The organism is Priestia sp. 40 (genome assembly GCF_049368575.1).
In the GTDB taxonomy this organism is placed as follows: Bacteria; Bacillota; Bacilli; order Bacillales; family Bacillaceae_H; genus Priestia; species Priestia zanthoxyli.
Genome location: NZ_JBMPZA010000005.1, coordinates 124,636 through 147,434, shown reverse-complemented (window position 1 = coordinate 147,434; position 22,799 = coordinate 124,636). Strand labels below are relative to the sequence as shown.

Here is a 22,799-nt window from a genome sequence, read left to right as displayed (position 1 = left end):
ATCATCTCTTAAAAATTGAGGGGTTTATTTCTATATCTATTTTATATAAGGGGAGAAAACATGAATCAAAATTCACCAAAGTACGTTGCGTTAACGTTTGATGATGGACCCTCAGCTTACACAGTTGCCATTTTGAAAATTTTAAAAAGATATAATGTACGTGCGACCTTTTTTGTCGTTGGTTCGGAAGTAGAAAGATTTCCAAAGCTGATCCAACGTATTCATAGAGAAAAGCACGTAATTGGAAATCATACGTGGAGTCATCCTGATATTACAACTCTTTCTAAGCATGAATTGTGGAAAGAAATCACTTCTACAAATGCTCAAATAGAGAAAATCATCGGTTATTCTCCCAAGCTGTTTCGTCCACCTTACAGTTCGATAAATGATCCAGCTCTTGCTGCTATTAAAGAATTGGGAATGACGTCTGTTCTATGGAATTTAGATAGCCAGGATTGGCGTGAAGAAGATCCATTGACCATATACAAACATACGATTAAAAATTTACAAGAAAAGAATCTTATTGTCATGCACGATGGGGATCGATACGGCAGCGGAGCGCGAGACCAAATTGTTACTTCATTGCCGAAACTTATTAAGTATTTAATAAAGAACGACTATCAATTTGTAACGGTTCCTGAATTTCACCGAGTGGCATTCAAGATTGAAGGATGGTCTTAAGCAAAAAAAAAAGGAATACCCAAGAGGTATCCCTTTTTTCTGTTGTGAAACAAGATAAAATCGAGAAGGGTTACATGTGCTAATTGATAGAAAGACTAGGTAGAGAAAAGTGTTTCACCTTATAGAGGAATTGATTGTTAGGAGAGATCTTACTTATACGTTTAACATAAATAAAATTGGTAAAAAATGAATCTTTTGAGGGTATGATTAGTACTAGTAAGTAGATACATAATTTTGATGAAGAAAAGAGGTAGTACATTGAAAAACAAAGGTTTGATCGCTACGATCATTGTGTTAGTGCTTGTTGTGATTTACGGAGTGAGCTCTTATAACAGCCTCGTTAGCGCAGAGGAAGATGTAGATAATAAATTTTCCCAAATAGATAATCAACTGAAAAGAAGATCTGACTTAATTCCGAACTTAGTGGAAACGGTCAAAGGCTATGCTAAGCATGAACAGGAAGCAATTGATTCAGTCACTCAGGCAAGAGCGCAGCTAACGGGAGCTAAAACTCCTGAAGATAAAGCTGATGCTAATCAACAGTTAAGCGGCGCATTAAATCGCCTGCTCGTAGTGGTTGAAAAGTACCCAGACTTAAAAGCGAACGAAAACTTCAGAAGCTTAATGGACAGCTTAGAAGGGACAGAAAACCGACTCGCTGTAGCCCGTAAAGACTATAACGATGAAGTTGCAAAATACAATAAATCCGTTAAGAGATTTCCTAAAAGCATGTTAGCGGGTACGTTCGGCTTTGAAAAAAAGTCATATTTTGAAGTAACAAATGAAGAAAAAGAAGCGCCGAAAGTTGATTTTGGGAGCGATAAGTGATGAAATTTCTTGCTTCGTTTGCTTTATTATTATCTCTTTTATGTAATACCGCAAGCGTTGCTTTTGCTGCACCTGATATTCCAAATCCGGTAGGCGATATTTACGTTCAAGATTTTGCTCATCTATTAAACGATCAGGAAAAAGCTGAAATAAACCAAATGGGCAGAAAATTGGATGATGAAACGAAAGCTCAAGTAGCAATTCTTACCGTGAATTCATTAGGTGATGCGGATGTAGAAGAGTACGCGAATGAAGCGTTTCGAAAGTACAAACTCGGTGATAAAAAGCTGAATAATGGCGTTCTTATTTTGCTCGCTAAAAAAGAATGGAAAATTCGAATCGAAGTAGGATATGGATTAGAAGGAGCTATCACCGATATCAAATCAGGAGAAATTTTAGATTCTTATGCTATTCCTAACTTAAAAAACGGCAAATACGATACGGCGATAGAAAGTACATACAAAGCTGTCTATAACCAAGTCGTAAAAGAGTATGATTTAGGAACAGATTTTGAACAGAAAGTGCCAAAAGCAGATCCTCCTTCTGATAGCGGTGTTCATTTAACAACCCTTCAAACGCTGCTGATTGCAGCTGTTATTGTGGGCTTACTTATCGTCGACTTCGTCTTTTTTAAAGGAGCGATTACGCAATTTCTGCTAAACTTTCTTGTGATGTTTGGAGGAAGAGGGGGCGGAGGTGGCGGCAGTGGAAGCGGTCCTCGCGGAGGGGGAGGCGGCAGCTCCGGAGGCGGCGGAGCGAGCCGAGGCTGGTAAAAAGATAAGAGTAAAAAGAGGCTGAGATAAAATTAGGTTAGTTGAAAGGAAATCCGAACGAGATGGATTCTTGATTGAGAAGCCAACGCGCTCGGATTTTTTATTTGTATGGTGAACATAGCTTTCATATCTTCATTCAGTTCCTTCTAGCAGTTGATTGGAGCGCAAGCGACGAGGAGGCTCACCGGCCGACCGCGGAAAGCGAAGTCTTTCACGGAAATCAACTGCGGTGTCAAAAGCGGTTCAACTCATGTATCCTAGTTGTACGTATTTAAATCGAATTAATTAGGTATGTCTCAACCTCTTTTTTGCTTTGTACAGTTATACCTTAAAAAATAGATTTTTTCCATTATATAAGCATAATTAGAAAAATTAAGGGAACTAAGAAAAAAGTTAGAGATTTACAAATAAAAAGGAAGGTTTTATATGAATACATTTAGATGGATAGCTGCAAGGAAACAGCTTTCTCCTCGTGCTTTTAAAGATGAGTTAACTAGTCAAATCTGGTTTAGTCCCTTAATTTATGCTTTTTTTTCTGTTCTTTTAGCTGCACTCACCCTGTTTCTTGACTATTATTGCAAAGTAGGAGAGAAAGTCCCTTCATTTTTTTCAATCAACATGGACTTAACGAATACGTTAGTGAGTACGATTATGCCCGGGATTCTATCGATTACGACGTTTACCTTCAACTTAATGCTCGTTGTGTTTACATCATTTGCAGCTCAGTTTTCTCCTCGCGTGTTAAAAAACTTTGCTTCTTCTAAATCTACTCAGCGAATTCTGGGCATTTTTATAGGGAGTTTTTTGTATACACTTTTTGTCTTTCTTTTTTTAAACAGTTCACAAGTAGACGGATATTTTGCAATTCCATTTGTGACGACGGCGCTATCGGTTTTTAGTGCGGGCACGTTTGTCTACTTTATTAATCACTCTGTGAAGTGGCTGCAAGTAAATCATATGACTCAATCAATGAAAACAGCGTCCATAAAAGCGATTAAGACAACGATTCGCGAGGAACTGGAGATTCATCGAACGCAGTCTAGTCATAGCGAACAATTTTCCTTTCCAGAAGGAGAGAAACAGCGGGTATGTATTCAAACATCTGGCTATATTCAAACGCTGAACTACAGTCAATTGATTCACTGTGCCAAAGAGCATAATTTAGTGATAAAAATGGAGCGTGAAGTAGGGGATTATGTGCTCAGCGGAACCGTATTGTTTTATTATTGGCATAGAGATTCGACGGAGCACGATGAAATGGATTGCACCGTCTTTCACCAATATATCCATGTAGGGAAATCTCAGACTGATATTCAAGATACGACGTATATTATTACGAAGTTTGTAGAGATGGCGATTAAATCTTTAGGAAATGATGACTTCAAAACAGCGGTTAACTCCATTCATCAAATTAGCGATATTCTTCGGGAAATTTGTGACGCTAGTCAATTTTCTTCTTACTTAGTCGACGATAAAGGTATCATACGAATGGTGATCCCTGACAAAAAGTTTGAGGACTTTTTATATGATGGATTTGCTAATATCCGGCACTATGCAAGACGGAATATTATCATTACGATGGAGCTGCTCAAAACGCTCGGAAATCTCGCTGAGGCCATTGGACCGGCTTATTACGACGATATTTGGGAGTTTGCCGTATACATTTCTAAAGGCTTTGAAGAAGAGTATTTATTTGTTCAAGATAAAAAGTACTTTTTACATATTCTTTGTGATTTAGCGGTTTCTACAAAAAAAGAAGAGCAATATGACCAAATCGCCAAACAAATGAAGGAATAAAAAAGCCGAAGTCAGGCATTGACTTCGGCTTTTTCTTTATTTATTTGAACGTTTTAAGATGCTTTTTGCATGTGAAAATGTATCAAAGCTTGCTTTTCCGTGATACGCACCCATTCCGCTGTCACCAACGCCGCCAAATGGAAGGTAGTGAGATGTCATATGGTTAATTGTATCGTTAATAGAGCCGCCGCCGAATGACACGCTGTTTAAGATGTGATCTTGAACTGCTTCATCTTCAGAGAAAAGATAAAGTGCCAATGGCTTTGGACGTTTGACGATTGCTTGGATTACTTCTGAGATTTCATCGTATACGATGACTGGAAGAATTGGTCCAAAGATTTCATCTTGCATCACATTGTCTTCCCATGAGATGTTGTCAAGAACAGTTGGTTCAATAAACAGACGAGAACGATCCGTTTTGCCTCCAAAAACGATATCTCCGTTTGTTAAGAAGCTGCTAAGGCGATCAAAATGCTTTTCGCTCACTACGTGAGGGAAGTCTAGGTTTTGTGAAACATCTTCGCCGTACGTGTTTGTTACGACTTCTTTTAGGTTAGCTAGCAGCTCGTCTTTTACATTTCGCTGAACAAGAATGTAGTCTGGCGCTACGCAAGTTTGGCCAGCATTTGCAAATTTACCGCGCGCAATGCGTTTTGCGGCTTCTTCAATATTAGCATCTTCGTGTACAATTGTAGGACTTTTTCCGCCTAGTTCTAGCGTAACAGGCGTTAAATGTTTAGCAGCAGCTTCTGCCACAATCTTGCCGACCATTGTACTTCCTGTAAAGAAAATGTAATCAAAGTTTTCTTTTAATAAAGCCGTGCTTGTTTCCACTTCACCTTCGACTACCGTCAAGTATTCTTCAGGGAAGTTCTCATTAAACATCTTAGCAAGAAGGCTTGATGTATGTGGTGTTAATTCAGAAGGCTTTAACACCACGCAGTTACCTGCAGCAATCGCGCCTACTACCGGTGATACAGCAAGCTGGAACGGATAGTTCCAAGGCGCAATTACTAGCGCTAAACCGTATGGATCTTGATAAATATAGCTTTTTGCTCCGGCGTGAGTAGATGGTGTTTCTACTTCTTTTGGCGCTGCCCATTCTGCAAGATTCTCAACTGCAAAGTCGATTTCGCTTAGCACAAGGCCAACTTCTGCACGTTTTGCTTCCATTTCTGGTTTGTTAAGGTCAGCTTTTACTGCTTTTAAAATGTCCTCTTCATGACGCACCACAAGTTCTCTTAATTTTTTTAGCGTTTCGATACGGAACGCAACGTCTTTTGTTTTACCGCTGTTGAAGAATGAAAGCTGTTTTTTTGTAAGTTCTTGATAGTTATTCATCAGAAAGTCTCCTTTTACTTCACATTTTTAGCTCTTTACTTATTGAATAGAACTAGCTGCTTATTTCCAAGTCGTAACCGTATTGACCGGTAAACGGTAAGAAGCATGACCTTCGCTTGCTGCTTTTCCGATTGAGATAAGCATAATTGGAAGATAACGCTCTTTATCTAAACCGAATGCTTCTGCGATTAAGTGTTTTTCGTATCCGCCGATTGGATTTGTATCATACCCGTGAGCACGAGCAACAAGCATAAGCTGCATAGATACAAGACCTGAATCGATCAGCACGATGTCTTTCATATCTGCTTTTGGCATGTTTTCGTAAATCGGCTTAAAGAAATTTAGCTGCTGTTCTTTAATATCTTGAGGCATATAGCCAAGCTCAACGGCTTTGCCGAAAATTTCGTCTGCATATTCGACGTTGTTCATGTCACCAAACACGGCAATAACAGCTGAAGATGTGTTAACTTGTTCACTGTTGAATTTTGCAAGTTCAGCTAGCTTTTCTTTTCCTTCCGGCGTTTCAATCACAACAAAGCGCCAAGGCTGCATATTAACAGAAGAAGGAGCGCGCATAGCTTCTGTAAGAATTTCTTCCATTTCCTCACGGCTAATTTTTACTGAGGGATCATATTTTTTAATTGAACGACGTTTTAAAGCAATTTCGTTAAAGTCTTTTATAGTCATAGTAATTATTCCTTTCTTTTTAGGCGTTAAACTTATTTATTGTCATTTCCATATATTTGATTGTGGACAATTGTTTGACACATCAATAATTGATACATCAACAATATAATACATTGATTTAAGAATTGCAAGGGAAAAAGTTTAAACTTTTGAAGTGGTGCTAATTGGAAGTGTGAAGACTCATTCTCAAGGGAATAGACAACTATAAAGAGAGTAAGGAAAAAAGAAATGATAAAAATGAACAAACAAAAAGTTTGACTACTTTATCTCTCTTAGTTACGATAAGTAACGAAAAGAAACAAAAGTGAATTTGTTGCTTTTTAAATGAATGACAGTTTGAGAAAAAAGAGATAGAAAAATGTTTATTCTCTTTTTTAAAACTTAAACTGTATCTGTAATTAGTACAGTATAACAAGACATATCACGCAGGAAAAGTAGGAGGACTTCAAGATGTATACAGATTTAAAAGATAAAGTAGTAGTTGTAACAGGCGGATCAAAAGGATTGGGTCGCGCAATGGCCGTTCGTTTTGGTCAAGAGCAGTCAAAAGTAGTCGTAAACTACCGCAGCAATGAAGAGGAAGCGCTAGAAGTAAAAAAAGAAATTGAACAAGCTGGCGGTCAAGCAATTATTGTTCGAGGCGACGTAACAAAAGAAGAAGACGTTGTGAATCTTGTAGAAACAGCTGTTAAAGAGTTTGGTACGTTAGACGTTATGATTAACAATGCAGGCGTTGAAAACCCAGTTCCTTCTCATGAATTATCATTAGAAAACTGGAATCAAGTGATCGATACAAACTTAACAGGTGCATTCTTAGGAAGCCGTGAAGCGATTAAATATTTTGTTGAAAATGACATTAAAGGAAACGTTATTAACATGTCTAGCGTTCACGAAATGATTCCTTGGCCGTTATTTGTTCACTATGCAGCAAGTAAAGGCGGTATGAAGCTAATGACGGAAACATTGGCTCTTGAATATGCGCCAAAAGGTATCCGTGTGAATAACATTGGACCTGGTGCAATTGATACACCAATTAACGCTGAAAAATTCGCTGATCCAGAACAGCGTGCAGACGTAGAAAGCATGATTCCAATGGGCTACATCGGTAACCCAGAAGAAATCGCGTCAGTTGCCGCGTTCCTAGCTTCATCACAAGCAAGCTACGTAACTGGCATTACATTATTTGCTGATGGCGGTATGACAAAATATCCTTCTTTCCAAGCGGGAAGAGGTTAATAGATAGAACTGAACGAAAAAGACCTCGGAATATTCCGGGGTCTTTTTTGTATGTAATAAATGCATAGGACATTTGCCAAATATTGAAACTTTTATTGAAGTGCTACGTATATAAGCTAACGACGAATAAAGGACGTGTTGATATGCTCCCGGAAACGATTCAACAAAAAGTAAATCAGTATAGAGATTTTTATATCAGCTTAAAACATGAACTGAAATGGAAAGTAGGAGATCACAAGCAGTTTATGGCTATTGCTTCTATGTATGCAGTGAAAGGTAAACCGCTCAGGCTTCAGGACTATCTCGAGTTAAGTGATCATATTAAAAATCAAGTAGGGATGTTCTCTACGTTAAAATCATCGCAGCGATTTACGATCGCAGCCATGCTAGATACTCGCTATGAGAACCCAAAAGAAACGTTTCATGAGTTTCTTGATGTATATGACCAATTGGTAGAAGGCGGATTTACGAGAGGCGCGTTTACGTATATTGCGGCTTCGGCTATGCTGTCGAATGAGTCAAGTCGAAGTCATAAAGAAATGGTCCAAAGATCCGTAGAAATTTATCAAGGCATGAAAAAAAAGCATCTCTTCCTCACATCCAGCGGTGATGTACCTCTTGCTGTGCTATTAGCTGAAACGAGCGAGTCTACTGATGATCTCATGCATGAAATTGAACACTTCTATACGACATTGGCGCAGCATGGATTTAAAAAAGGAAATGACCTTCAATTTTTAAGTCATATTCTTTCAATCGATAAAAACTTACATGGAGATACCCTTATTGAAAGATGCGTATCAGTAAAAGAAGCCTGTGAATCCACAGGTATGAAAGTAAAAGCGATGCATTACCCCGTCATTGGCTTATTAGCACTGTTTGAAAAACCGGAAACTGAAATTGAAATTATCGATGAAGTAGTGAAACAGCTAAACGCAGACAAACTTTTTAAATGGCAGAAAGACGTCAATGTTATGATGGCGGTTAACTTGGTTATCAGTGAAAAACTGAAGGATTCCAGACTGGTCGAAACAGGCATCTATACAACGATTGAAACGATTATTCAAGCTCAGCAAGCAGCTATGATAGCGATTATCGCGAGCACTTCAGCAGTTGCTACTACGACTACTACTTGATAAATTAAAGAGCTAAAAGAGAGAGTGAGACATAACTACATCAATCTAATCTAAAGATAAATCAGTGAGGTAAATAGCTCGTAGATTGCTTATAACACCGCGATTAATTTCCATGCAAGGCTTCGCTTTCCGCGGGCGGCCGCTGAGCCTCCTCGTCGCTTGCGCTCCAATCAACAGCTAGAAGTACCGACATACATGAAACCTACGTTCACCATACAAATAAAAAGATCCGAGCGTATTTGATTCTCAACCAAGAATCAAACTCGTTCGGATCTTTCTTTAACTAAAATATTTTTGTCTCAGCTTCTCTCTTAAAAAGTATAAACTTCGCCATCATCTGGAACAAATACGCGGGATGCCATGTCTTTTTCTTTGATAAAGCTTTTTAATTCTTCTCTTGATAGGGTCCAGTGATTGATAGCTTCCATATGAACAGAAAGAATCGTAGCATGAGGAGCGGCTTTGTGTACTTCGTAAATATCTTCTTTCCCCATCACAAGAGAACCGCCTTCTAAAAATTGATTATCGCCGCCGTTTACGACAATGATATCCGGTTGATGTGTATTGATTTCTTCTTCAACAGCGGAATACCATACCGTGTCGCCAGCTACATAAAGCGTTTTTTCGCTCTCTTGTTTAAACACAACGCCGCATACTAAACCGGTACGTTTTAAAATTTCTCCTCTTCCGTGTTCGCCTTTTGTTTTGCTTAATTGGATGCCTTCAAAGACTGTATTCTTTGTTAGTACTTCTACATTTTTAAATCCAGCTTCTTTTACTACTTCGCCATCTTCTTCATTTTGAACGAACATTTTGATATCGTTTGGCAACGCCTGTTTAGCGGCATCGTCAAAATGGTCTAAATGAAGGTGAGTGAGAATTACGGCATCAATACCCTCAATAATCTCTTCAACGGATAACGGTAGGCTCACTAAAGGGTTGTTTTGATCTTGTCGGATCGAATTTGGGAAAGGAGGGTACGTTCCTTTCTCCGCTAACATGGGATCAATTAAAAACGTTTTTCCCCCGTATTCAACTAGTAAAGTGGCATTACGAATGTGTGTAATCTTCATCTCTATCTCTCCTTTTTTTGATCTACATATAGTTTATAGGATACTCTAGTTGCAAATACATAAACAAAATCAAGTCTTTTCGCACTTTTACTTGATAAATGAAAGAATATTAGTCAAAAGCAAAAAGAACCGAAACATTGCTGTTCAGGTTCTTTTTAGTATTTCTTTTTTCTCTTCATACACACGTACTTGGTTGCGTCTGTTTTGTTTGACAGTGTACAGGGCGATATCTGCTTTATTCAACAGCTCATCTAACGTTTCATTTTCTTGTTTTTCCGCTTGTGCTACTCCAAGACTTAGCGTAACAGAAATGGTTTCTTCATTAATCAGTACGGGCTGAGTCTCGATGTGACGGCGAAGTTGGTTAGCAAGCGTTTCAACCTCGAGATAGGATATACCGCGTGGGGACCGATTGATTTAATCAGTGTGTCAACAAACGAAATGTCAAAACGATACGGCTTTATTTACGTAGATCAAGACGATGAAGGAAATGGTACGCTTGAACGATCTAAAAAAGATTCTTTTTACTGGTATAAACAAGTGATTCAGACAAATGGAGAAGATTTATCTTCATCTACAAAAGTCAAAGTTTCTCAGTAAAAAACACATGCCTGAAAACACGAGATGTTCCTTCATCTGCGTGTCTTCAGGCATATTTTCATTGGCTCACAGCCTACGTAAGTTCATCGTTTTACAAAGATGCCAGCTGCATTTTTTTCTGTCTAAAAAAGACCCAATCTGTAAAACCGATTTCTTTAAGACGCTTTTTTACTAGTTCAAAGTCGTCGCCAATACGCTCTGGGTCATGAGCATCAGAACCAAATGTAATGTGTACCCCGTAGTGCAGGGCTCTTTCTAAAATATCATCTGCAGGATACCAGCCTCCGCAGTCTTTGGTTTTGCCTGATGTATTCACTTCTATAGCAATGTCATGTGATGAAATCACTTTTAGCGTCTGATCAATGACAGCCGTCTCGATAGAAGAAAAAGAGGGATAGAATCCTTTCATGGCATCAATATGGCCAAGAATCTGAAACATTCTGCTCCGGGCGGACTCTTCAATCAGCTGATAATACGTTTCTTTCGTGTGCTGCTTTTCTTTTTGAGAAAGTCCTTCCCAGCGCGTTTTATGAAAGATACTGATTTCATCAACTTGATGAACAGAGCCAATTATGTAATCAAAAGGATATTTTTTATAGTGGCTTTGGTATATTTTTGCATGCTCGGGAAAGAAATCAGACTCCACGCCTAATAGCACTTCAATTTTCTCTTTATATTCTTCTTTTAGTTTCAAAATCTCAGCTACATATCCGGAAAATGCGCTTTTTCCCATAGCAATGTGAGGATACGGCTGGTCTTCTTCGCTCGCAAAATAAGGAGAATGGTCCGAAATCCCAATGATATCAAGCCCTTTATCAATAGACGCCTCTATATAATCTCGAATCGTTCCGCGAGCATGTCCGCATCGGTCGTGATGGGTATGAAAATCAAATTTTAAATCAGCGTTCATTTTTCATCACCTCTGTCATCTTTTTATGTGGTGTATAAGATATTCTACAAAGAAACAAAGTATCCCCCGTAGAAATGGATGAAGAGAATATTTCTTGGATTTGCTTGTAATTCACCTACTAAAAAGAGTGTACAGAAACAAGTTATTTTATTTAATTTGCTGTAAAAATTGAATTGGAATCCATACCAAAAGTTACATTTGATTCGGCAAGCTAAAACGCATATACTACTCATACACGATCTGAAATAACGTTCAGGTAATTGCTGCATCATTTGATGTAGAGGAAAGTCCATGCTCGCACGGTGCTGAGATGCCCGTAGTGTTCGTGCCTAGTGAAAAAATAAGCTAGGGCAGCTCGGCTTATAGCTTAGCTGACGGCGGGAAAAACCACCTAAGTCTTCGGATATGGTCGAGTATCCCTGAAAGTGCCACAGTGACGAAGCTTTGCTGGAAACAGCAAAGGTGGAACGCGGTAAACCCCACGAGCGAGAAACCCAAACAATGGTAGGGGAACTGTCTTGAAGGAATTAAACGGAGAGACGGACGGTTACTTGTGTAACCGTAGATAGATGATTACCGCCTGAGTACGAGAGTAAAATCGTTTGCAGTACAAAGGTACAAAACATGGCTTATCGAACGTTGTTGAAACAGAGACTGACTATAAAATACGTAACCAAAACAAACCAATGAGGTTTGTTTTTTTGTTTGTTATTTTTCAACTCATAGCCGACTCATTGATAGAGTGCTTGAATTTTTTTAACCATAGTATCAGGATTCAAGGTATATGGAAATACATATTGCCTAAATTGCGGTATAGTTTACTTGTACTTACTAAACATGGGGAAAGGGAGAATATGCATGATTAAGAAAATGGAGCATACAGCAATTATTGTTGGAAATATGGATGAGACGATTCACTACTACGGGGATATGTTTGGTTTTAAAGTTCGCCTTCAAGGATCTACCGAAAAAAGAGAGATGGCTTTTTTGTATCTTGAAGAACAGCCGGGTATTGAAATTGAGCTCATTCGAGATATTGATCCAATTGGCGAGTATAACAAAAGTGGGATTGTTAACCACCTTGCCTTTACGGTAGAGGATATAAATAAGGCGATTCAACATTATAAGAGCAAAGGAATTGAATTTTTATCATCTGAGCCTCAGCCAACGCTCGAAGGCGGACGTATGATTTTATTTCACGGACCTAATGATGAGTTGCTGCAGTTAGTAGAACGAGTTAAACTCTAAAAAAGTTTACTTTAAAGGGGTACATACAAGAAAGAATGTGTTTTGCAGTCAGGTTTTTAATAAAAATAGCCTTGCCATAATACATCTATAGCTAACACGAACACTATTGATAGCAAGTAGACAGTAAACTTAGGTCATAGATTGGCATCAGTTCGTTCCACGTATCATTATATAAAAACGGCTTGTATTCATCTAGAAATTTACTACTTTTAACTTGGTTTCGAGTATGTGCTGTGATAAAAAAACTGGCCCCTCTAATTAGAATGACTGACAACTGGAGGGGCAGTTTTGTATGCAAAAAAGTTTATTAATTTTTATCGAGGCCGTTTTTATACGGATTCTAGAGTTAACTCAATAAATTTTTCAACAGCAGGGGATTGCCACTTTTTTGACTTGACGAGTAGATGCGAGTAAAAGGGCTCAAATTGTTCATTGTGTTCAAGAATGTTTAATAATCCTTTTTCAACCTCATTTTTTACGGTGATATAAGGAAGTACAGAAAACCCTAATCCGCTCATTACCGACTGTTTGATTGCTTCTAAACTCCATAGCTCCATTGTTTGAAATTTAGGCAGTTTATGAGCAGCCAGATACTTTTCAAACATCGAACGATAACTGCATCCCTCTTCGTTTGTTATAAAGAAGTCAGTAGTTCCATCGGTTTTATAATCATCAAAGTGCTGATTTTTATCCGGGCTTGTAATTAAAACAATTTCTTCTTTATGCAACTCATGATGAATGAAATTATCTGCTTCTAATTTTGGCCAAACCATAAACGCAACATCAACATCTCCGCTCATAAGATCTGTTTGATTTTGCCCGCAAGTTCCATTGCTTAATATAACCTTAACATCGGGATACTTAGTTGAATATTTTTTTAGAATAGGTCCTAATCTTGAAATAGTTAGCGACTCAGGTGCAGCAATTTTCAGCTCGCCGCTGACCTTATTATGAGTTTTTAGATGGGATATACGTTTATACGTATATAACAGTTCGTCGGTTAAAGGTATTAATTCTTTTCCTAGAGCAGTCAATTTTAACTCTCGTTTAGTATAAGTGAATAACTCTCCGCCAACTTCGCGTTCTAATGCTTTAATATGAGAAGTGATAGTTGACTGAGTATAGCCTAATTTTAGAGCCGCATTTGTATAACTCCCCACATCGATAATCGTTCGAAACGTAGTAAATTGTTGTATCTCCATTGGTCATAAACTCCTCTTATCTATTTAAAAAAACGATAGTAGTTATTTGTTATTTCAATTTTACCGATAGATAGGCTTATATTACAATGAAGCACGTAACTCATTCAACAATTTTTTAGTAAGAGGAGAAATTAACTATATGAATTTTACAGCATTCCTTTCCTATTTAATTATTACATCTTTTACTCCAGGTCCAAGTAATATCTTGGTAATGAACGAAGGGAGAAGGTTTGGATTCAGAAGATCCCTACGCTTCAGCGGTGGAATTATGTTGGGGTTTATTATTCTAGGTGTAGTAACCGCATTATTAGCAACAAGTCTGTATCAGTGGATACCAATGGTAGAACCTTACTTTAAGATCGTTGGTGCGGCCTATTTAGTTTACCTAGCATGGCAAATGGCTTTTTCTAAGAAGAAAAAAGAGGATGATTCCTGTACACATTCTTCTTTTTTTTCGGGGCTGTTTTTTCAAATTCTCAATGTAAAAAGTATTTTGTATTTTTTAACGGCCATGACAACTTTTGTGCTCCCTTATACTAATTCAAAACCAGCTGTACTCTTTTTGGTGTGTCTAACGATATTTATAGGGTGCACCGCATTGCTACTGTGGACTGCATTTGGTTCTGTATTTAAAAAACTATTTGCAAAATATGATAAAAAAATAAATGTAATAATGTGCGTGTTGCTTATTTATTCGGCAATTGTAATTTTCTAAAACTTGCTTGTTTATAAATTCATCTTGTATTAAATGGTGAAATGTGAGCAAAAGAATCAACTGCAAGAGGTAAGTAGGATTTAGGATAAATAAGTAATATAAATAGTTACATAATGACTGCATCAAAAAAGACCTTTTTTAGAGGGGCTTTTTTGATGTGTATTTTTCTACTTCTTGATCTAGATAATAGGATATCCCAATTAGCTTTCCTTCATTTGATAACTTTCCTTAACATTTGTAACGCGTCTTGCCTTTACTGAGCTTTTTAAAAGAAAACCGGAAAGGATAAAAGCAATCAGTAAAAAAACAATAATCATACAAATAAGGCCCCTCCAGCCAAACATTGACCAAAAGACTCCTCCGAGCGTTCCGCCTACGCTTGAACCCGTGTAATATAGAAACAAATAAAGTGAAGAAGCCTGAGCCTTATTTGTTAAAGCGCGCTGACCTACCCAGCTGCTAGCAATCGAATGGCTGCCGAAAAATCCAAACGTAAACAAGCCCAAACCGGCTATTTTAGCAAGTAAAGCAGGATCTAACGTTAAAATCACACCAGCTAGCGTAATCGAAAGGTTGATCATAAGTATTTTTTGTTTTCCGTAGCGGTCTACCAGCCTGCCGGTCCACATCGAACTAAACATTCCGATAATAAGAATTAAGAAGACCCAGCTGACAATTGTTTGGCTTAAGGAATAAGGTGGAGCGGTCAGTACATACCCAATATAGTTAAATAAGGCGACGTTGCTGCCTAACAGCAAAAAGCCTAAGCCGTATAAACAAACTAATCCTGGATCTTTAAGATGATCAAGTAACGATTTCCCTAGCTTTCCAACCTCTAATTTACGAGATTGAAAGTGCTGGGAAGGAGGCAGGCTAATCCAGAAGATAACGGTTGCTGCTATACTTATAATACCAATTCCTGCTATTGCACCGTGCCAGCCGAAATAATCACTAAGCGTGCCTGAAATCACTCTCCCTCCAACGGCGCCAATTGCATTACCGCTTATGTAGAGGCCCATTGCTGAACCAAGGCTTTTAGCTTCAATTTCTTCCCCTAAATAAGCCATTGCCACTGAAGGAAGACCGGCTAGCGTAATTCCCACGGCTGTTCGAAAAAACAATAGAACGTGAAAAGTAGGACTACATGCAGTCAATAGGCATAATAAAGAAGCAGCAAGCATGGAATAGACCATGACAGGCTTTCTTCCCCATACTTCCGATAACGAACCGAAAATAAGCATACTAATAGCCAAAGCTATGGTTGTAACGGAAAGTGATAGGCTAGAAGTTGTTGGAGAAATATGAAATTCTTTTGTGAACGCCAGCATTAAAGGCTGTGCGCAGTATAAAATCGCAAATGTATTGAATCCTGCTGCAAAAAATGCAAAGCTCGTTTTGCGAAAAACGGGCGTTCCTTTTTTTATATAACTCATAGAGCAGCCAGCTTACGCTTTCTCAGATGTACGATACGTTTCATAACAAATCCTTCTTTCTGCTAGAAAATAATGATCATAAAATTTTATAGGAGCTGTATACAGCAGTCGTTAAAAGAAACTAAAAACATCCTCGAGTATGTTTCCATTTTTTATCGTAACACCAGCTATTTATAATGTATAATTCATTATAATCATATTTTTCATACATCTATGTAATGAATAGAACGGTTAATAAGGAGATGGTACAAAGTGGAGTGGCAGCAGTTTAAATATTTTCAAACGCTTGCACGTACGCAGCATATGACGCGCGCCGCAGAAGAGCTGTTAATTACGCAGCCTGCGCTCAGTCGTTCGATCGCTCGTTTTGAAGAAGAAGTAGGAGCGCCGCTATTTGACCGGCAAGGACGTTCCATTATATTAAATCAATATGGTAAAGTTTTTTTAAAGCGTGTAGATAACATAATGAAAGAATTTGATAAAGGACAAGAGGAAATTCAAGCGCTGCTAGATCCTGAAAAAGGGCAGGTGTCACTTGGATTTTTACATACGCTCAGCACAGATTTGATTCCAGATTTAATCGCTTCGTTTCGCAGTTTGTATCCTAAGGTAAATTTTCAGCTGAGGCAAAGTCCTTCTCACGTTCTTCTTGAGCAGCTGGAGATCGGTGAACTGGATCTTTGTTTGATTGCGCCGATGGAAGAGAAATCGTTCATTAAGTGGCAGCATCTTTGGAGTGAAGAGCTGTTTGTCATTGTGCCAAAAAATCATCGGTATGCTCATCGTAAAAGTATCGCGATAGAAGAAATTGCTGAAGAATCCTTTATTCACTTAAAAGAAGGCTTTTCTCTTCGTCTTACGTTTGAGCAGTTATTTGAAGAGACAGGGGGAAAGCCCCACATCATGTTTGAAGGAGAGGAAGCTGATACCGTAGCGGGACTTGTAGGAGCCGGCTTAGGAGTTTCTATCCTTCCAGATTTACACGGAATAGATCAAAGCAAAATAGTGAAAATCCCATTAGCTAAAGCCAACTGCCACCGAGTAATTGGACTAGCATGGATTGAAGGAAGATATCTATCGCCGGCTGTTAAACAGTTTAGAAACTTTGTTTTAAATAAATTCCATGACCAGAAATAAAGGTGTTTTTTAACCTAGGCTCGTATACAAGCTTAGTCCTTTTTTCGTTTGAATAACCGTTTTAAAATCGATCTCTTTTTACCTACTACGCTGCTTTCTTTTGAAGCTTCTACCAATTCTGAAATGGCCTGCTGTTCACGCAGACTTTTACGCAAAGATTGAATAAGCTGCTTATCTTTTTCCTGAAGAATTTGTTTTGTATCAGGCTCTTGTTGGGGTGAAGGCTGTACCGGCTGTTCGGGAGGTGTCGGCTGCTGGTCGTCGACCTCGGGCTGGTCAGCTGCTTCTGCTGTGTTTTCTGTGTCCTCTTTGTCTTCGGTTTCTTCTAGAGACACGGCAGCTTGATCCTCGCTTGTAGTCAAAGAGAATTCTTGTTGCAGCGCTTCATTGATTTCTTCTGCTTGACAGCCCTCATCATAAAGCTGCTTGATTTTCAGTAAAACGGTCGCAGCCGCAGCTTCATATTGTTTTGGTCGATGATCCTCTTTTTGAATAAAGAAATATTGGAATTTATCTATATATCTTCTAATCGTTGAAGTAGGAATATTCGTTTCTTCAGATAACTCTTTTACACTAAGCCATTTTGTCATTTTCTCACCACTTTTTAAATGATTACTTATTCGTCAGCATCAATTTGAAATTGTACTAGTATCTACTGTTTATCTTATCATGTAACGCTTCTACGTACTTTGCTGTGTTGATTTCTGTAACGTTTTTATAATCACAGTGTCATAAATGAGGGATAAGCTGCCACTCGCGCAAAGATTTGCTAGTTGAAGAATAGGAAATACAAGCATTTACCTGAGGAATGTTGCACAATGATGAGCGTACTTCTTATGTATTATCTTATAATGTTGCTGAAGAAAAATCGAGTGATTACTTCACTGTTTATTAATTATGGTAATGTTGTACTAAAGAATAAAAGGAGGGGCAGCATGAGTTTTACAGAGCGAACAGTAGCACTTATTAAACAAATTCCTCATGGGAAAGTCATGACATACGGACAAATTGCCCGCCTGGCGGGTAGTCCGCGAGGTGCAAGACAAGTTGTACGAGTACTGCACTCGATGAGTAAGAAACATAATCTCCCCTGGCACCGAGTCATCAATTCCAAAGGAGAAATTGGGTTTAAAGACGAAGAAATGCATGTTGTCCAAAAACTTTCACTTGAAGCGGAAGGAATACTCGTTTCTTCGGATGGAAAGCTTGATCTTAAAGTCTATCTCTATGAACCTGAAGTGCATAAATAACAATTGAGATAAATGATCGAGTATGAATCGCTTGTTACACGTCTGTTGATTTCCGTGCAAGACTTCGCTTTCCGCAGGCGGCCGCTGAGCCTCCTCGTCGCTTACGCTCCTGCGGGGTCTCACCTATTCCGCTTTTCCTGCAGGAGTCTTCGTTTTGCCCTTCAATCAACGGCTAGAAGCACCTACATTTACCCTACTAATAAAAAAATCCGAACGAATTTGATTCTCCATCAAAAATCAAACTCGTTCGGAACTTTCTTCAACTAACATATTTTTGTTATTTATGTTTTTCAAAAGCGAGCTTTAATCCAAACCCGATTAACACGACGCCCGTCGCTTTATCCATAAAACGCTGAACGCTAGGTTTTGTGAGCCATTTTCGTAAGTAGTTAATAAAAAAGACGAATACGAAAAACCACGTGACAGCAAGAATCGTATACGTTATACCCATAAGAAGTAATTGAAACGTTACATTTTGATCACTTTGAACAAATTGAGGTAAAAAAGTTAAGAAAAACACCGCCACTTTTGGATTCAGAACGTTTGAGACAAGACCTTGACGAAAAGCAGACGTTTCTTTTGACTTTTCCTCTTTTACAGGAGAAGTTGTATCGCTTTTTTTAGAAAATAAAGAAGAGATCCCTAAGTACATTAAGTAAAGAGCTCCTGCGTATTTTACCACTTCAAATGCCAAAGCTGACTGAAGGAGAAGAGCCGATAAGCCAAACGTGGCGGCGAGTGTGTGAACTAAAGAGCCGCTCGCTAAGCCTAATGCCATTTTATAGCCGCCCGTTTGCCCGTCTGCCATCGTTCGTTTGGTGATAAGAGCCGTATCGATACCAGGGCTCATAATAACAAATAATGTGAGAACCAAAAAGGTCAAGACGTCATTCATTTTTTTCTTCCTCCTTACTATGATAAAATACAACTACATTTTATTTATTAAATATAATTTAACATATCCAGCTTAATTTATTAAGCGTAATTTAATAAAGTTAAATATAATTAAACGTCTTGTGGAGGAATCCAAATGGAAAATATAGATATTGGGAAAAAAGTAGAGAAGTTTCGAAAGGAAAAGGGACTAAGCAGTCGCGAATTAGCAAAATTAGCGGACATCACGCCGTCTATGTTAAGCCAAATTGAACGGGGGTTAGCTAATCCGTCCATTTCAACGCTGAAAATGTTAGCTAAATGCCTCGACGTGCCTACATTCAGCTTTTTACTCGAAGAAATAAATACCTCCCATTTAGTTGTAAGGTCGAATGAGCGTAAAACGATGAAGGTAAAAGAGCTCACGTATTCGCTGCTATCACCTGATTTTACTGGAAATCTAGCTACGGCAATTATGGAAGTGCCGCCGATGATGTCTTCATCAGAAACTCCTTTAGAGCACAAGGGAGAAGAAGTAGCATATGTCTTAGAAGGGAAAATTAAAGTGTATTTAGACGAGGAAGTATACATATTAGAAAAAGGAGACAGCGTCAAAATTCCTTCTCATCTGAAACACAAATGGGACAATCCGTTTGATGAGAAAGCCGTTATTTTATTTTCCGTTACGCCGCCGGTATTTTAAATTTATTCATAGGTGGTATGCTAGTTATTCTTCATTATTGGGTACTTTATTATATAAATGTGATAAAACTATCATGTTTGTGAGAATAAACAATTGATAAAATAGTATTGTTGGCAATCTCTACCTAAGAGACTACATACTAAATACTTTTTGAAAGGTGTTGAAGGGTAATGAAGACATGGAAAAAGATGTTTCACGCTTCAAAGTTCCAAAAAATGCTGCCTGTATTCGCTCTGTCGTGTGCGGCGGTTGTGGGCTTTTCAAGCAGCGGAGTACAGGCTGAGACGGTGAAGTGTCAAAAACAAGAAAGCATGAGTGATCGAGAGTTTGCTAAGCTTGAAGAAAAATATGATGCGCACCTTGGTGTTTTTGCATTAGATACGGGTACCAATAAAACGGTAACGTATCATCCGGATGAGCGTTTTGCTTATGCGTCTACTCATAAAGCTCTTGCTGTCGGTGCACTTTTACAGCAGAAGTCAATCGAAGATCTCAACGAACGAATCTTTTATACGCGCGATGACCTTGTGAACTACAATCCAATTACAGAAAAACATGTGGATACAGGCATGACTCTTCGAGAACTCGCGGATGCATCGCTTCGCTATAGCGACAATACGGCAGGGAACTTAATTCTGCAGCAGCTGGGCGGACCGGATGGGTTTAAAGAAGCTTTAGAAAACATAGGAGACGAAGTGACGCTGCCTGAGCGCTTTGAGCCGGATTTAAATGAAGTGAATCCAGGAGAAACCCATGATACAAGTACAGCAAGAGCGCTGGCTGCAAGTCTTCAAACATATGTACTTGGACAGGCACTTCCTGAAGACAAACGTGAACTTCTAACGGATTGGATGAAGCGAAATACAACAGGGGATGCCTTGATACGAGCGGGCGTGCCGAAAAGCTGGGAAGTAGCCGATAAGACAGGCTCAGGCTCATACGGGACGCGAAATGATATTGCCATCCTTTGGCCACCAAAAGGAGATCCAATTGTTCTTGCAATCCTTTCCGATCGTACGGAAAAAGATGCGGAGTATAATGATAAACTCATTGCAGAAGCGGCTAAACAAGCGGTAAAGGCTTTAAGAGTGGCTCATAAATAGAAAAATGGATAATAGAATAGTAGTATGAATGTGAAAAATAAATACTAGCTAACTCATCCAAGCGCTTATAATAAGCGCTTGGATTTTTTATTGTCATCAACTCCTGTATGTTGCGAGCTGAGGTCAAAAATTAGTCAAATCGCACAAATTAATATCAGAAAATTCACATAAATAATAATGAACTTGCGTTAAAATTCGTATACACTATGTACATGTTAAGTTAACTTACATCTGATGTTAGAAATAAGAGTGGAAACATCATAAAAAGGAGTTGAGTGTATAGTGTCTACAAATGCAACAAGTTCCGTTATAGAAGAGGTGCATTCTCATCAAGATAGGGGGCTTGATCCGTCGCTGAAGCCAAAAAGGGATGCGGATCGAAAGCTAACTCCACTGGCCTATATGTTTATGTGGATTGGAGACGGCGTTAACTTAGGAAACATGACGCTTGGTGCTAGCTTGGTAATCGCAGGCACTGCGGTATTAAATCTTTTTCAAACGTTTGTGGCAGCCATTATTGCCATTGGTATTATTTCTACTTTTTTTGTGTTAAACGATCGAATTGGCTACAGGACGGGTATACCTTACGTGATGCAGCTTCGAATGTCTTTTGGTATAAAAGGCTCCGTTATATCGTCACTTTTACGAGGTATTCCAGCTATCATTTGGTATGGCTTCCAAAGCTGGACAGGCGGTACCGCTTTAAATGAAATCGGGAAAATTGTGAGCAAAGGGTCTTTTGATAATCTTGTTCTTTGTTTTATTATCATTCAGCTGCTGCAAATTGTGCTTTCCCTGTACAGCTTCCACGCGGTTAAATGGGTAGAGATGCTTGCGTCAATCATCATATTGCTTGGCCTTGTTTACGTATTTGGCGTTCTTTTAACTTCTCATAGTGAGGTAGTAGGGGAGAAGTGGGTACATACAAAAGGTTCATGGGGACTTCCGTTCTTTTCTTTCATTATGATGTTTATGGGGAATTATGCGGCGATTTTTCTAAGCGCAGCCGATTACTCTAGAGAACTGAAGCCAGGAATTAGCGACAAGAAGCGTGGGTTCTTATACTTTACACCAATTCTAGTAGCCTACGGATTCGTTCTTACAATCGGAGCAATGCTTGCTTCTGCTACGGGTATTTCCAATCCTGTTAAAGCGTTCGCGGTTGTAGTCGATAATTCATATATCACTGTTGCTGTATCAGCATTTATTGTGATTGGGGTTATTGCCGTAAACATGGTGGCAAATATTATTCCACCTACGTATGTGATTACGCTGCTGACAAAAGCAAATTATAAAGTGGCGGTGACCATTACTGGACTGCTTGCCTTTTGCTCGTTCCCTTGGGTGCTTGTTCAAGATTCGTCAGCCGCAGGTCTTGGCTTGTTCATTTTAATTTACTCTGCTTTTTTAGGTCCAATTGTTTCTATTTTACTAGTCGATTACTATATTTTACGAAAACAAAGAGTAAACGTAGAAGAATTGTATCAAGAAAAAGGGCCGTTTTCCGGCTACAATCCGTGCGCTTTGCTTGCGATGCTCATCGGAGCAGGTGCTGCGTTTATCGAAGTTGATTTAGGCTGGATTATAGGAGTAGTAGTCGCAGGAGTGGCGTATATTCTTTTAACGAAATTTGCTTTTAAACAGTCAAAGTTCAAAAAAGGAACCATCTTTGAACAATAACTCATGAGATAGATATTAGCCTTTGCTTGCCGCAAAGGCTTTTTGTGTGTCTTTTATCGCGTCAGAGCAAATCTCTTTGTCTAGTTTCCCAAAAAGTGGGTAAAGTAAAGAAGAGAAAAAGTTATCTCTATTATGAGTTGCTTTTAACAGGAGCGCATCTAATGTATCGCATCAATCACAGCTTAAAGGAGAGGGCAGGGTATGTATGAATTTAGAGTGTATACTCTTCGAGATGGAAGCGAAAAGGTAATTAAAACGCTGAAGCATGAATCGTTTGCGGATGAAATTCAACGAGCGGGAATTAAGCAAACAGAAATTGCGCAAACACAGCTAGTAGATAAACCGAGATAATGTCTTTTCATTTATTTTTACACGTTTTAAAAAAGCCGGGTTCCT

The 22,799-nt window shown here is 38.7% G+C and carries 26 protein-coding genes, 1 other RNA gene and 1 pseudogene; 17 read left to right on the top strand and 11 right to left on the bottom strand.

The genetic code is table 11. The features are described 5' to 3' along the window. Positions 1–60: 60 nt before the first annotated feature. The 5 genes from ACO1DI_RS01680 (at position 61) to ACO1DI_RS01660 (ending at position 4,079) form a co-directional block, all read left to right on the top strand. Positions 61–681: a polysaccharide deacetylase family protein gene (locus ACO1DI_RS01680; RefSeq protein WP_226555186.1), complete on the top strand. Its 621-nt coding sequence runs from the start codon at positions 61–63 to the stop codon at positions 679–681. Between the two features lie 258 nt (positions 682–939). Further along, positions 940–1,509 (top strand): LemA family protein, encoded by a 570-nt coding sequence (locus ACO1DI_RS01675; RefSeq protein WP_226555188.1) that lies wholly within the window; start codon positions 940–942, stop codon positions 1,507–1,509. After that, complete coding sequence (locus ACO1DI_RS01670; protein ID WP_226555190.1) at positions 1,509–2,282, top strand: TPM domain-containing protein; 774 nt, start codon at positions 1,509–1,511, stop codon at positions 2,280–2,282. Before ACO1DI_RS01675 ends, ACO1DI_RS01670 begins: the two co-directional genes overlap by 1 nt. Before the next feature lie 157 nt (positions 2,283–2,439). Continuing rightward, positions 2,440–2,571, top strand: coding sequence for a hypothetical protein (locus tag ACO1DI_RS01665; protein ID WP_423144998.1), 132 nt, complete (start codon positions 2,440–2,442; stop codon positions 2,569–2,571). 137 nt (positions 2,572–2,708) lie between these two features. Beyond that, positions 2,709–4,079 carry a DUF2254 domain-containing protein gene (locus ACO1DI_RS01660; RefSeq protein WP_014459129.1) on the top strand — a complete coding sequence of 457 codons (1,371 nt, stop codon included), beginning with the start codon at positions 2,709–2,711 and terminating at the stop codon, positions 4,077–4,079. 36 nt (positions 4,080–4,115) lie between these two features. On the opposite strand, the gene ACO1DI_RS01655 is transcribed toward ACO1DI_RS01660, so the two are convergent. Both ACO1DI_RS01655 and ACO1DI_RS01650 read right to left on the bottom strand, forming a co-directional pair. Next, positions 4,116–5,420, bottom strand: a complete 1,305-nt coding sequence (locus tag ACO1DI_RS01655; RefSeq protein WP_226555192.1) for an aldehyde dehydrogenase — start codon at positions 5,418–5,420, stop codon at positions 4,116–4,118. A 60-nt stretch (positions 5,421–5,480) separates the two neighbouring features. Continuing rightward, positions 5,481–6,107, bottom strand: a complete 627-nt coding sequence (locus ACO1DI_RS01650) for a nitroreductase family protein (RefSeq protein WP_014459131.1) — start codon at positions 6,105–6,107, stop codon at positions 5,481–5,483. Between the two features lie 450 nt (positions 6,108–6,557). Between ACO1DI_RS01650 and gdh the strand changes: the two genes are divergently transcribed. Beyond that, complete coding sequence (gdh, locus tag ACO1DI_RS01645) at positions 6,558–7,343, top strand: glucose 1-dehydrogenase (RefSeq protein WP_013058068.1); 786 nt, start codon at positions 6,558–6,560, stop codon at positions 7,341–7,343. 83 nt (positions 7,344–7,426) lie between these two features. Next, positions 7,427–8,476 carry a DUF4003 family protein gene (locus tag ACO1DI_RS01640; protein WP_423144997.1) on the top strand — a complete coding sequence of 350 codons (1,050 nt, stop codon included), beginning with the start codon at positions 7,427–7,429 and terminating at the stop codon, positions 8,474–8,476. A 45-nt stretch (positions 8,477–8,521) separates the two neighbouring features. Here the strand turns inward: ACO1DI_RS01640 and ACO1DI_RS01635 are convergent, their stop codons facing one another. The 3 genes from ACO1DI_RS01635 to ACO1DI_RS01625 form a co-directional block, all read right to left on the bottom strand. Then, entirely contained in the window at positions 8,522–8,650 is a 129-nt protein-coding gene (locus tag ACO1DI_RS01635) for a hypothetical protein (RefSeq protein ID WP_423144996.1), read from the bottom strand. A 137-nt stretch (positions 8,651–8,787) separates the two neighbouring features. After that, positions 8,788–9,549, bottom strand: a complete 762-nt coding sequence (locus ACO1DI_RS01630) for an MBL fold metallo-hydrolase (RefSeq protein WP_423144995.1) — start codon at positions 9,547–9,549, stop codon at positions 8,788–8,790. 144 nt (positions 9,550–9,693) lie between these two features. Continuing rightward, complete coding sequence (locus tag ACO1DI_RS01625) at positions 9,694–9,876, bottom strand: GGDEF domain-containing protein (RefSeq protein WP_243405901.1); 183 nt, start codon at positions 9,874–9,876, stop codon at positions 9,694–9,696. A gap of 60 nt (positions 9,877–9,936) precedes the next feature. On the opposite strand from ACO1DI_RS01625, the pseudogene ACO1DI_RS01620 reads away from it, so the two are divergent. Continuing rightward, positions 9,937–10,149 (top strand): annotated as a pseudogene (locus tag ACO1DI_RS01620) (family 1 glycosylhydrolase); the annotation flags it as partial. Positions 10,150–10,240: 91 nt separating this feature from the next. On the opposite strand, the gene ACO1DI_RS01615 reads toward ACO1DI_RS01620, so the two are convergent. Continuing rightward, a complete protein-coding gene (locus ACO1DI_RS01615; RefSeq protein ID WP_243556427.1) occupies positions 10,241–11,059 on the bottom strand; it encodes a histidinol-phosphatase in 819 nt (272 codons plus the stop codon). A gap of 248 nt (positions 11,060–11,307) precedes the next feature. Between ACO1DI_RS01615 and rnpB the strand changes: the two genes are divergently transcribed. Then, positions 11,308–11,696: RNase P RNA component class B (gene rnpB / locus ACO1DI_RS01610), an RNA gene on the top strand. Positions 11,697–11,917: 221 nt separating this feature from the next. After that, on the top strand, positions 11,918–12,307 hold the full coding sequence (locus ACO1DI_RS01605; protein WP_050690910.1) for a VOC family protein: 390 nt from the start codon (positions 11,918–11,920) through the stop codon (positions 12,305–12,307). Positions 12,308–12,636: 329 nt separating this feature from the next. Here ACO1DI_RS01605 and ACO1DI_RS01600 read toward each other — a convergent pair whose 3' ends face one another. Beyond that, entirely contained in the window at positions 12,637–13,509 is an 873-nt protein-coding gene (locus tag ACO1DI_RS01600) for a LysR family transcriptional regulator (protein ID WP_423144994.1), read from the bottom strand. A gap of 139 nt (positions 13,510–13,648) precedes the next feature. On the opposite strand from ACO1DI_RS01600, the gene ACO1DI_RS01595 reads away from it, so the two are divergent. Beyond that, positions 13,649–14,224: a LysE family transporter gene (locus ACO1DI_RS01595; protein WP_014459139.1), complete on the top strand. Its 576-nt coding sequence runs from the start codon at positions 13,649–13,651 to the stop codon at positions 14,222–14,224. A gap of 200 nt (positions 14,225–14,424) precedes the next feature. On the opposite strand, the gene ACO1DI_RS01590 is transcribed toward ACO1DI_RS01595, so the two are convergent. Beyond that, positions 14,425–15,657, bottom strand: a complete 1,233-nt coding sequence (locus ACO1DI_RS01590; RefSeq protein WP_226701410.1) for an MFS transporter — start codon at positions 15,655–15,657, stop codon at positions 14,425–14,427. 252 nt (positions 15,658–15,909) lie between these two features. On the opposite strand from ACO1DI_RS01590, the gene ACO1DI_RS01585 reads away from it, so the two are divergent. After that, positions 15,910–16,794, top strand: coding sequence for a LysR family transcriptional regulator (locus tag ACO1DI_RS01585; RefSeq protein ID WP_115654436.1), 885 nt, complete (start codon positions 15,910–15,912; stop codon positions 16,792–16,794). 32 nt (positions 16,795–16,826) lie between these two features. On the opposite strand, the gene ACO1DI_RS01580 is transcribed toward ACO1DI_RS01585, so the two are convergent. Beyond that, the gene (locus tag ACO1DI_RS01580; protein ID WP_243556433.1) at positions 16,827–17,384 is read right to left on the bottom strand and encodes a MerR family transcriptional regulator; all 558 of its coding nucleotides are present in this window, start codon (positions 17,382–17,384) and stop codon (positions 16,827–16,829) included. Between the two features lie 345 nt (positions 17,385–17,729). Between ACO1DI_RS01580 and ACO1DI_RS01575 the strand changes: the two genes are divergently transcribed. Beyond that, complete coding sequence (locus ACO1DI_RS01575; RefSeq protein WP_243556435.1) at positions 17,730–18,044, top strand: MGMT family protein; 315 nt, start codon at positions 17,730–17,732, stop codon at positions 18,042–18,044. 34 nt (positions 18,045–18,078) lie between these two features. Here ACO1DI_RS01575 and ACO1DI_RS01570 read toward each other — a convergent pair whose 3' ends face one another. Then, on the bottom strand, positions 18,079–18,213 hold the full coding sequence (locus ACO1DI_RS01570) for a hypothetical protein (RefSeq protein WP_014459145.1): 135 nt from the start codon (positions 18,211–18,213) through the stop codon (positions 18,079–18,081). Between the two features lie 108 nt (positions 18,214–18,321). Continuing rightward, positions 18,322–18,939, bottom strand: coding sequence for a LysE family translocator (locus ACO1DI_RS01565; RefSeq protein ID WP_182421015.1), 618 nt, complete (start codon positions 18,937–18,939; stop codon positions 18,322–18,324). 135 nt (positions 18,940–19,074) lie between these two features. Between ACO1DI_RS01565 and ACO1DI_RS01560 the strand changes: the two genes are divergently transcribed. The 4 genes from ACO1DI_RS01560 (at position 19,075) to ACO1DI_RS01545 (ending at position 22,754) form a co-directional block, all read left to right on the top strand. Next, positions 19,075–19,620 (top strand): cupin domain-containing protein, encoded by a 546-nt coding sequence (locus ACO1DI_RS01560; RefSeq protein WP_014459147.1) that lies wholly within the window; start codon positions 19,075–19,077, stop codon positions 19,618–19,620. Positions 19,621–19,808: 188 nt separating this feature from the next. Then, positions 19,809–20,723 (top strand): class A beta-lactamase, encoded by a 915-nt coding sequence (bla, locus tag ACO1DI_RS01555; RefSeq protein ID WP_423145241.1) that lies wholly within the window; start codon positions 19,809–19,811, stop codon positions 20,721–20,723. Between the two features lie 282 nt (positions 20,724–21,005). Continuing rightward, positions 21,006–22,403 carry an NCS1 family transporter gene (locus ACO1DI_RS01550; RefSeq protein ID WP_115654433.1) on the top strand — a complete coding sequence of 466 codons (1,398 nt, stop codon included), beginning with the start codon at positions 21,006–21,008 and terminating at the stop codon, positions 22,401–22,403. 201 nt (positions 22,404–22,604) lie between these two features. Next, positions 22,605–22,754, top strand: a complete 150-nt coding sequence (locus ACO1DI_RS01545; RefSeq protein WP_013058052.1) for a hypothetical protein — start codon at positions 22,605–22,607, stop codon at positions 22,752–22,754. Positions 22,755–22,799 lie beyond the last annotated feature (45 nt).

Excerpts from the sequence above, each read along its gene's own strand:
- ACO1DI_RS01680 (WP_226555186.1), top strand. The coding sequence starts at position 61 with ATGAATCAAAATTCACCAAAGTACGTTGCGTTAACGTTTGATGATGGA.
- ACO1DI_RS01670 (WP_226555190.1), top strand. The coding sequence starts at position 1,509 with ATGAAATTTCTTGCTTCGTTTGCTTTATTATTATCTCTTTTATGTAAT.
- ACO1DI_RS01660 (WP_014459129.1), top strand. The coding sequence starts at position 2,709 with ATGAATACATTTAGATGGATAGCTGCAAGGAAACAGCTTTCTCCTCGT.
- ACO1DI_RS01655 (WP_226555192.1), bottom strand. The coding sequence starts at position 5,420 with ATGAATAACTATCAAGAACTTACAAAAAAACAGCTTTCATTCTTCAAC.
- ACO1DI_RS01650 (WP_014459131.1), bottom strand. The coding sequence starts at position 6,107 with ATGACTATAAAAGACTTTAACGAAATTGCTTTAAAACGTCGTTCAATT.
- gdh (WP_013058068.1), top strand. The coding sequence starts at position 6,558 with ATGTATACAGATTTAAAAGATAAAGTAGTAGTTGTAACAGGCGGATCA.
- ACO1DI_RS01630 (WP_423144995.1), bottom strand. The coding sequence starts at position 9,549 with ATGAAGATTACACACATTCGTAATGCCACTTTACTAGTTGAATACGGG.
- ACO1DI_RS01615 (WP_243556427.1), bottom strand. The coding sequence starts at position 11,059 with ATGAACGCTGATTTAAAATTTGATTTTCATACCCATCACGACCGATGC.
- ACO1DI_RS01605 (WP_050690910.1), top strand. The coding sequence starts at position 11,918 with ATGATTAAGAAAATGGAGCATACAGCAATTATTGTTGGAAATATGGAT.
- ACO1DI_RS01600 (WP_423144994.1), bottom strand. The coding sequence starts at position 13,509 with ATGGAGATACAACAATTTACTACGTTTCGAACGATTATCGATGTGGGG.
- ACO1DI_RS01595 (WP_014459139.1), top strand. The coding sequence starts at position 13,649 with ATGAATTTTACAGCATTCCTTTCCTATTTAATTATTACATCTTTTACT.
- ACO1DI_RS01590 (WP_226701410.1), bottom strand. The coding sequence starts at position 15,657 with ATGAGTTATATAAAAAAAGGAACGCCCGTTTTTCGCAAAACGAGCTTT.
- ACO1DI_RS01580 (WP_243556433.1), bottom strand. The coding sequence starts at position 17,384 with ATGACAAAATGGCTTAGTGTAAAAGAGTTATCTGAAGAAACGAATATT.
- ACO1DI_RS01575 (WP_243556435.1), top strand. The coding sequence starts at position 17,730 with ATGAGTTTTACAGAGCGAACAGTAGCACTTATTAAACAAATTCCTCAT.
- ACO1DI_RS01565 (WP_182421015.1), bottom strand. The coding sequence starts at position 18,939 with ATGAATGACGTCTTGACCTTTTTGGTTCTCACATTATTTGTTATTATG.
- ACO1DI_RS01560 (WP_014459147.1), top strand. The coding sequence starts at position 19,075 with ATGGAAAATATAGATATTGGGAAAAAAGTAGAGAAGTTTCGAAAGGAA.
- bla (WP_423145241.1), top strand. The coding sequence starts at position 19,809 with ATGTTTCACGCTTCAAAGTTCCAAAAAATGCTGCCTGTATTCGCTCTG.
- ACO1DI_RS01545 (WP_013058052.1), top strand. The coding sequence starts at position 22,605 with ATGTATGAATTTAGAGTGTATACTCTTCGAGATGGAAGCGAAAAGGTA.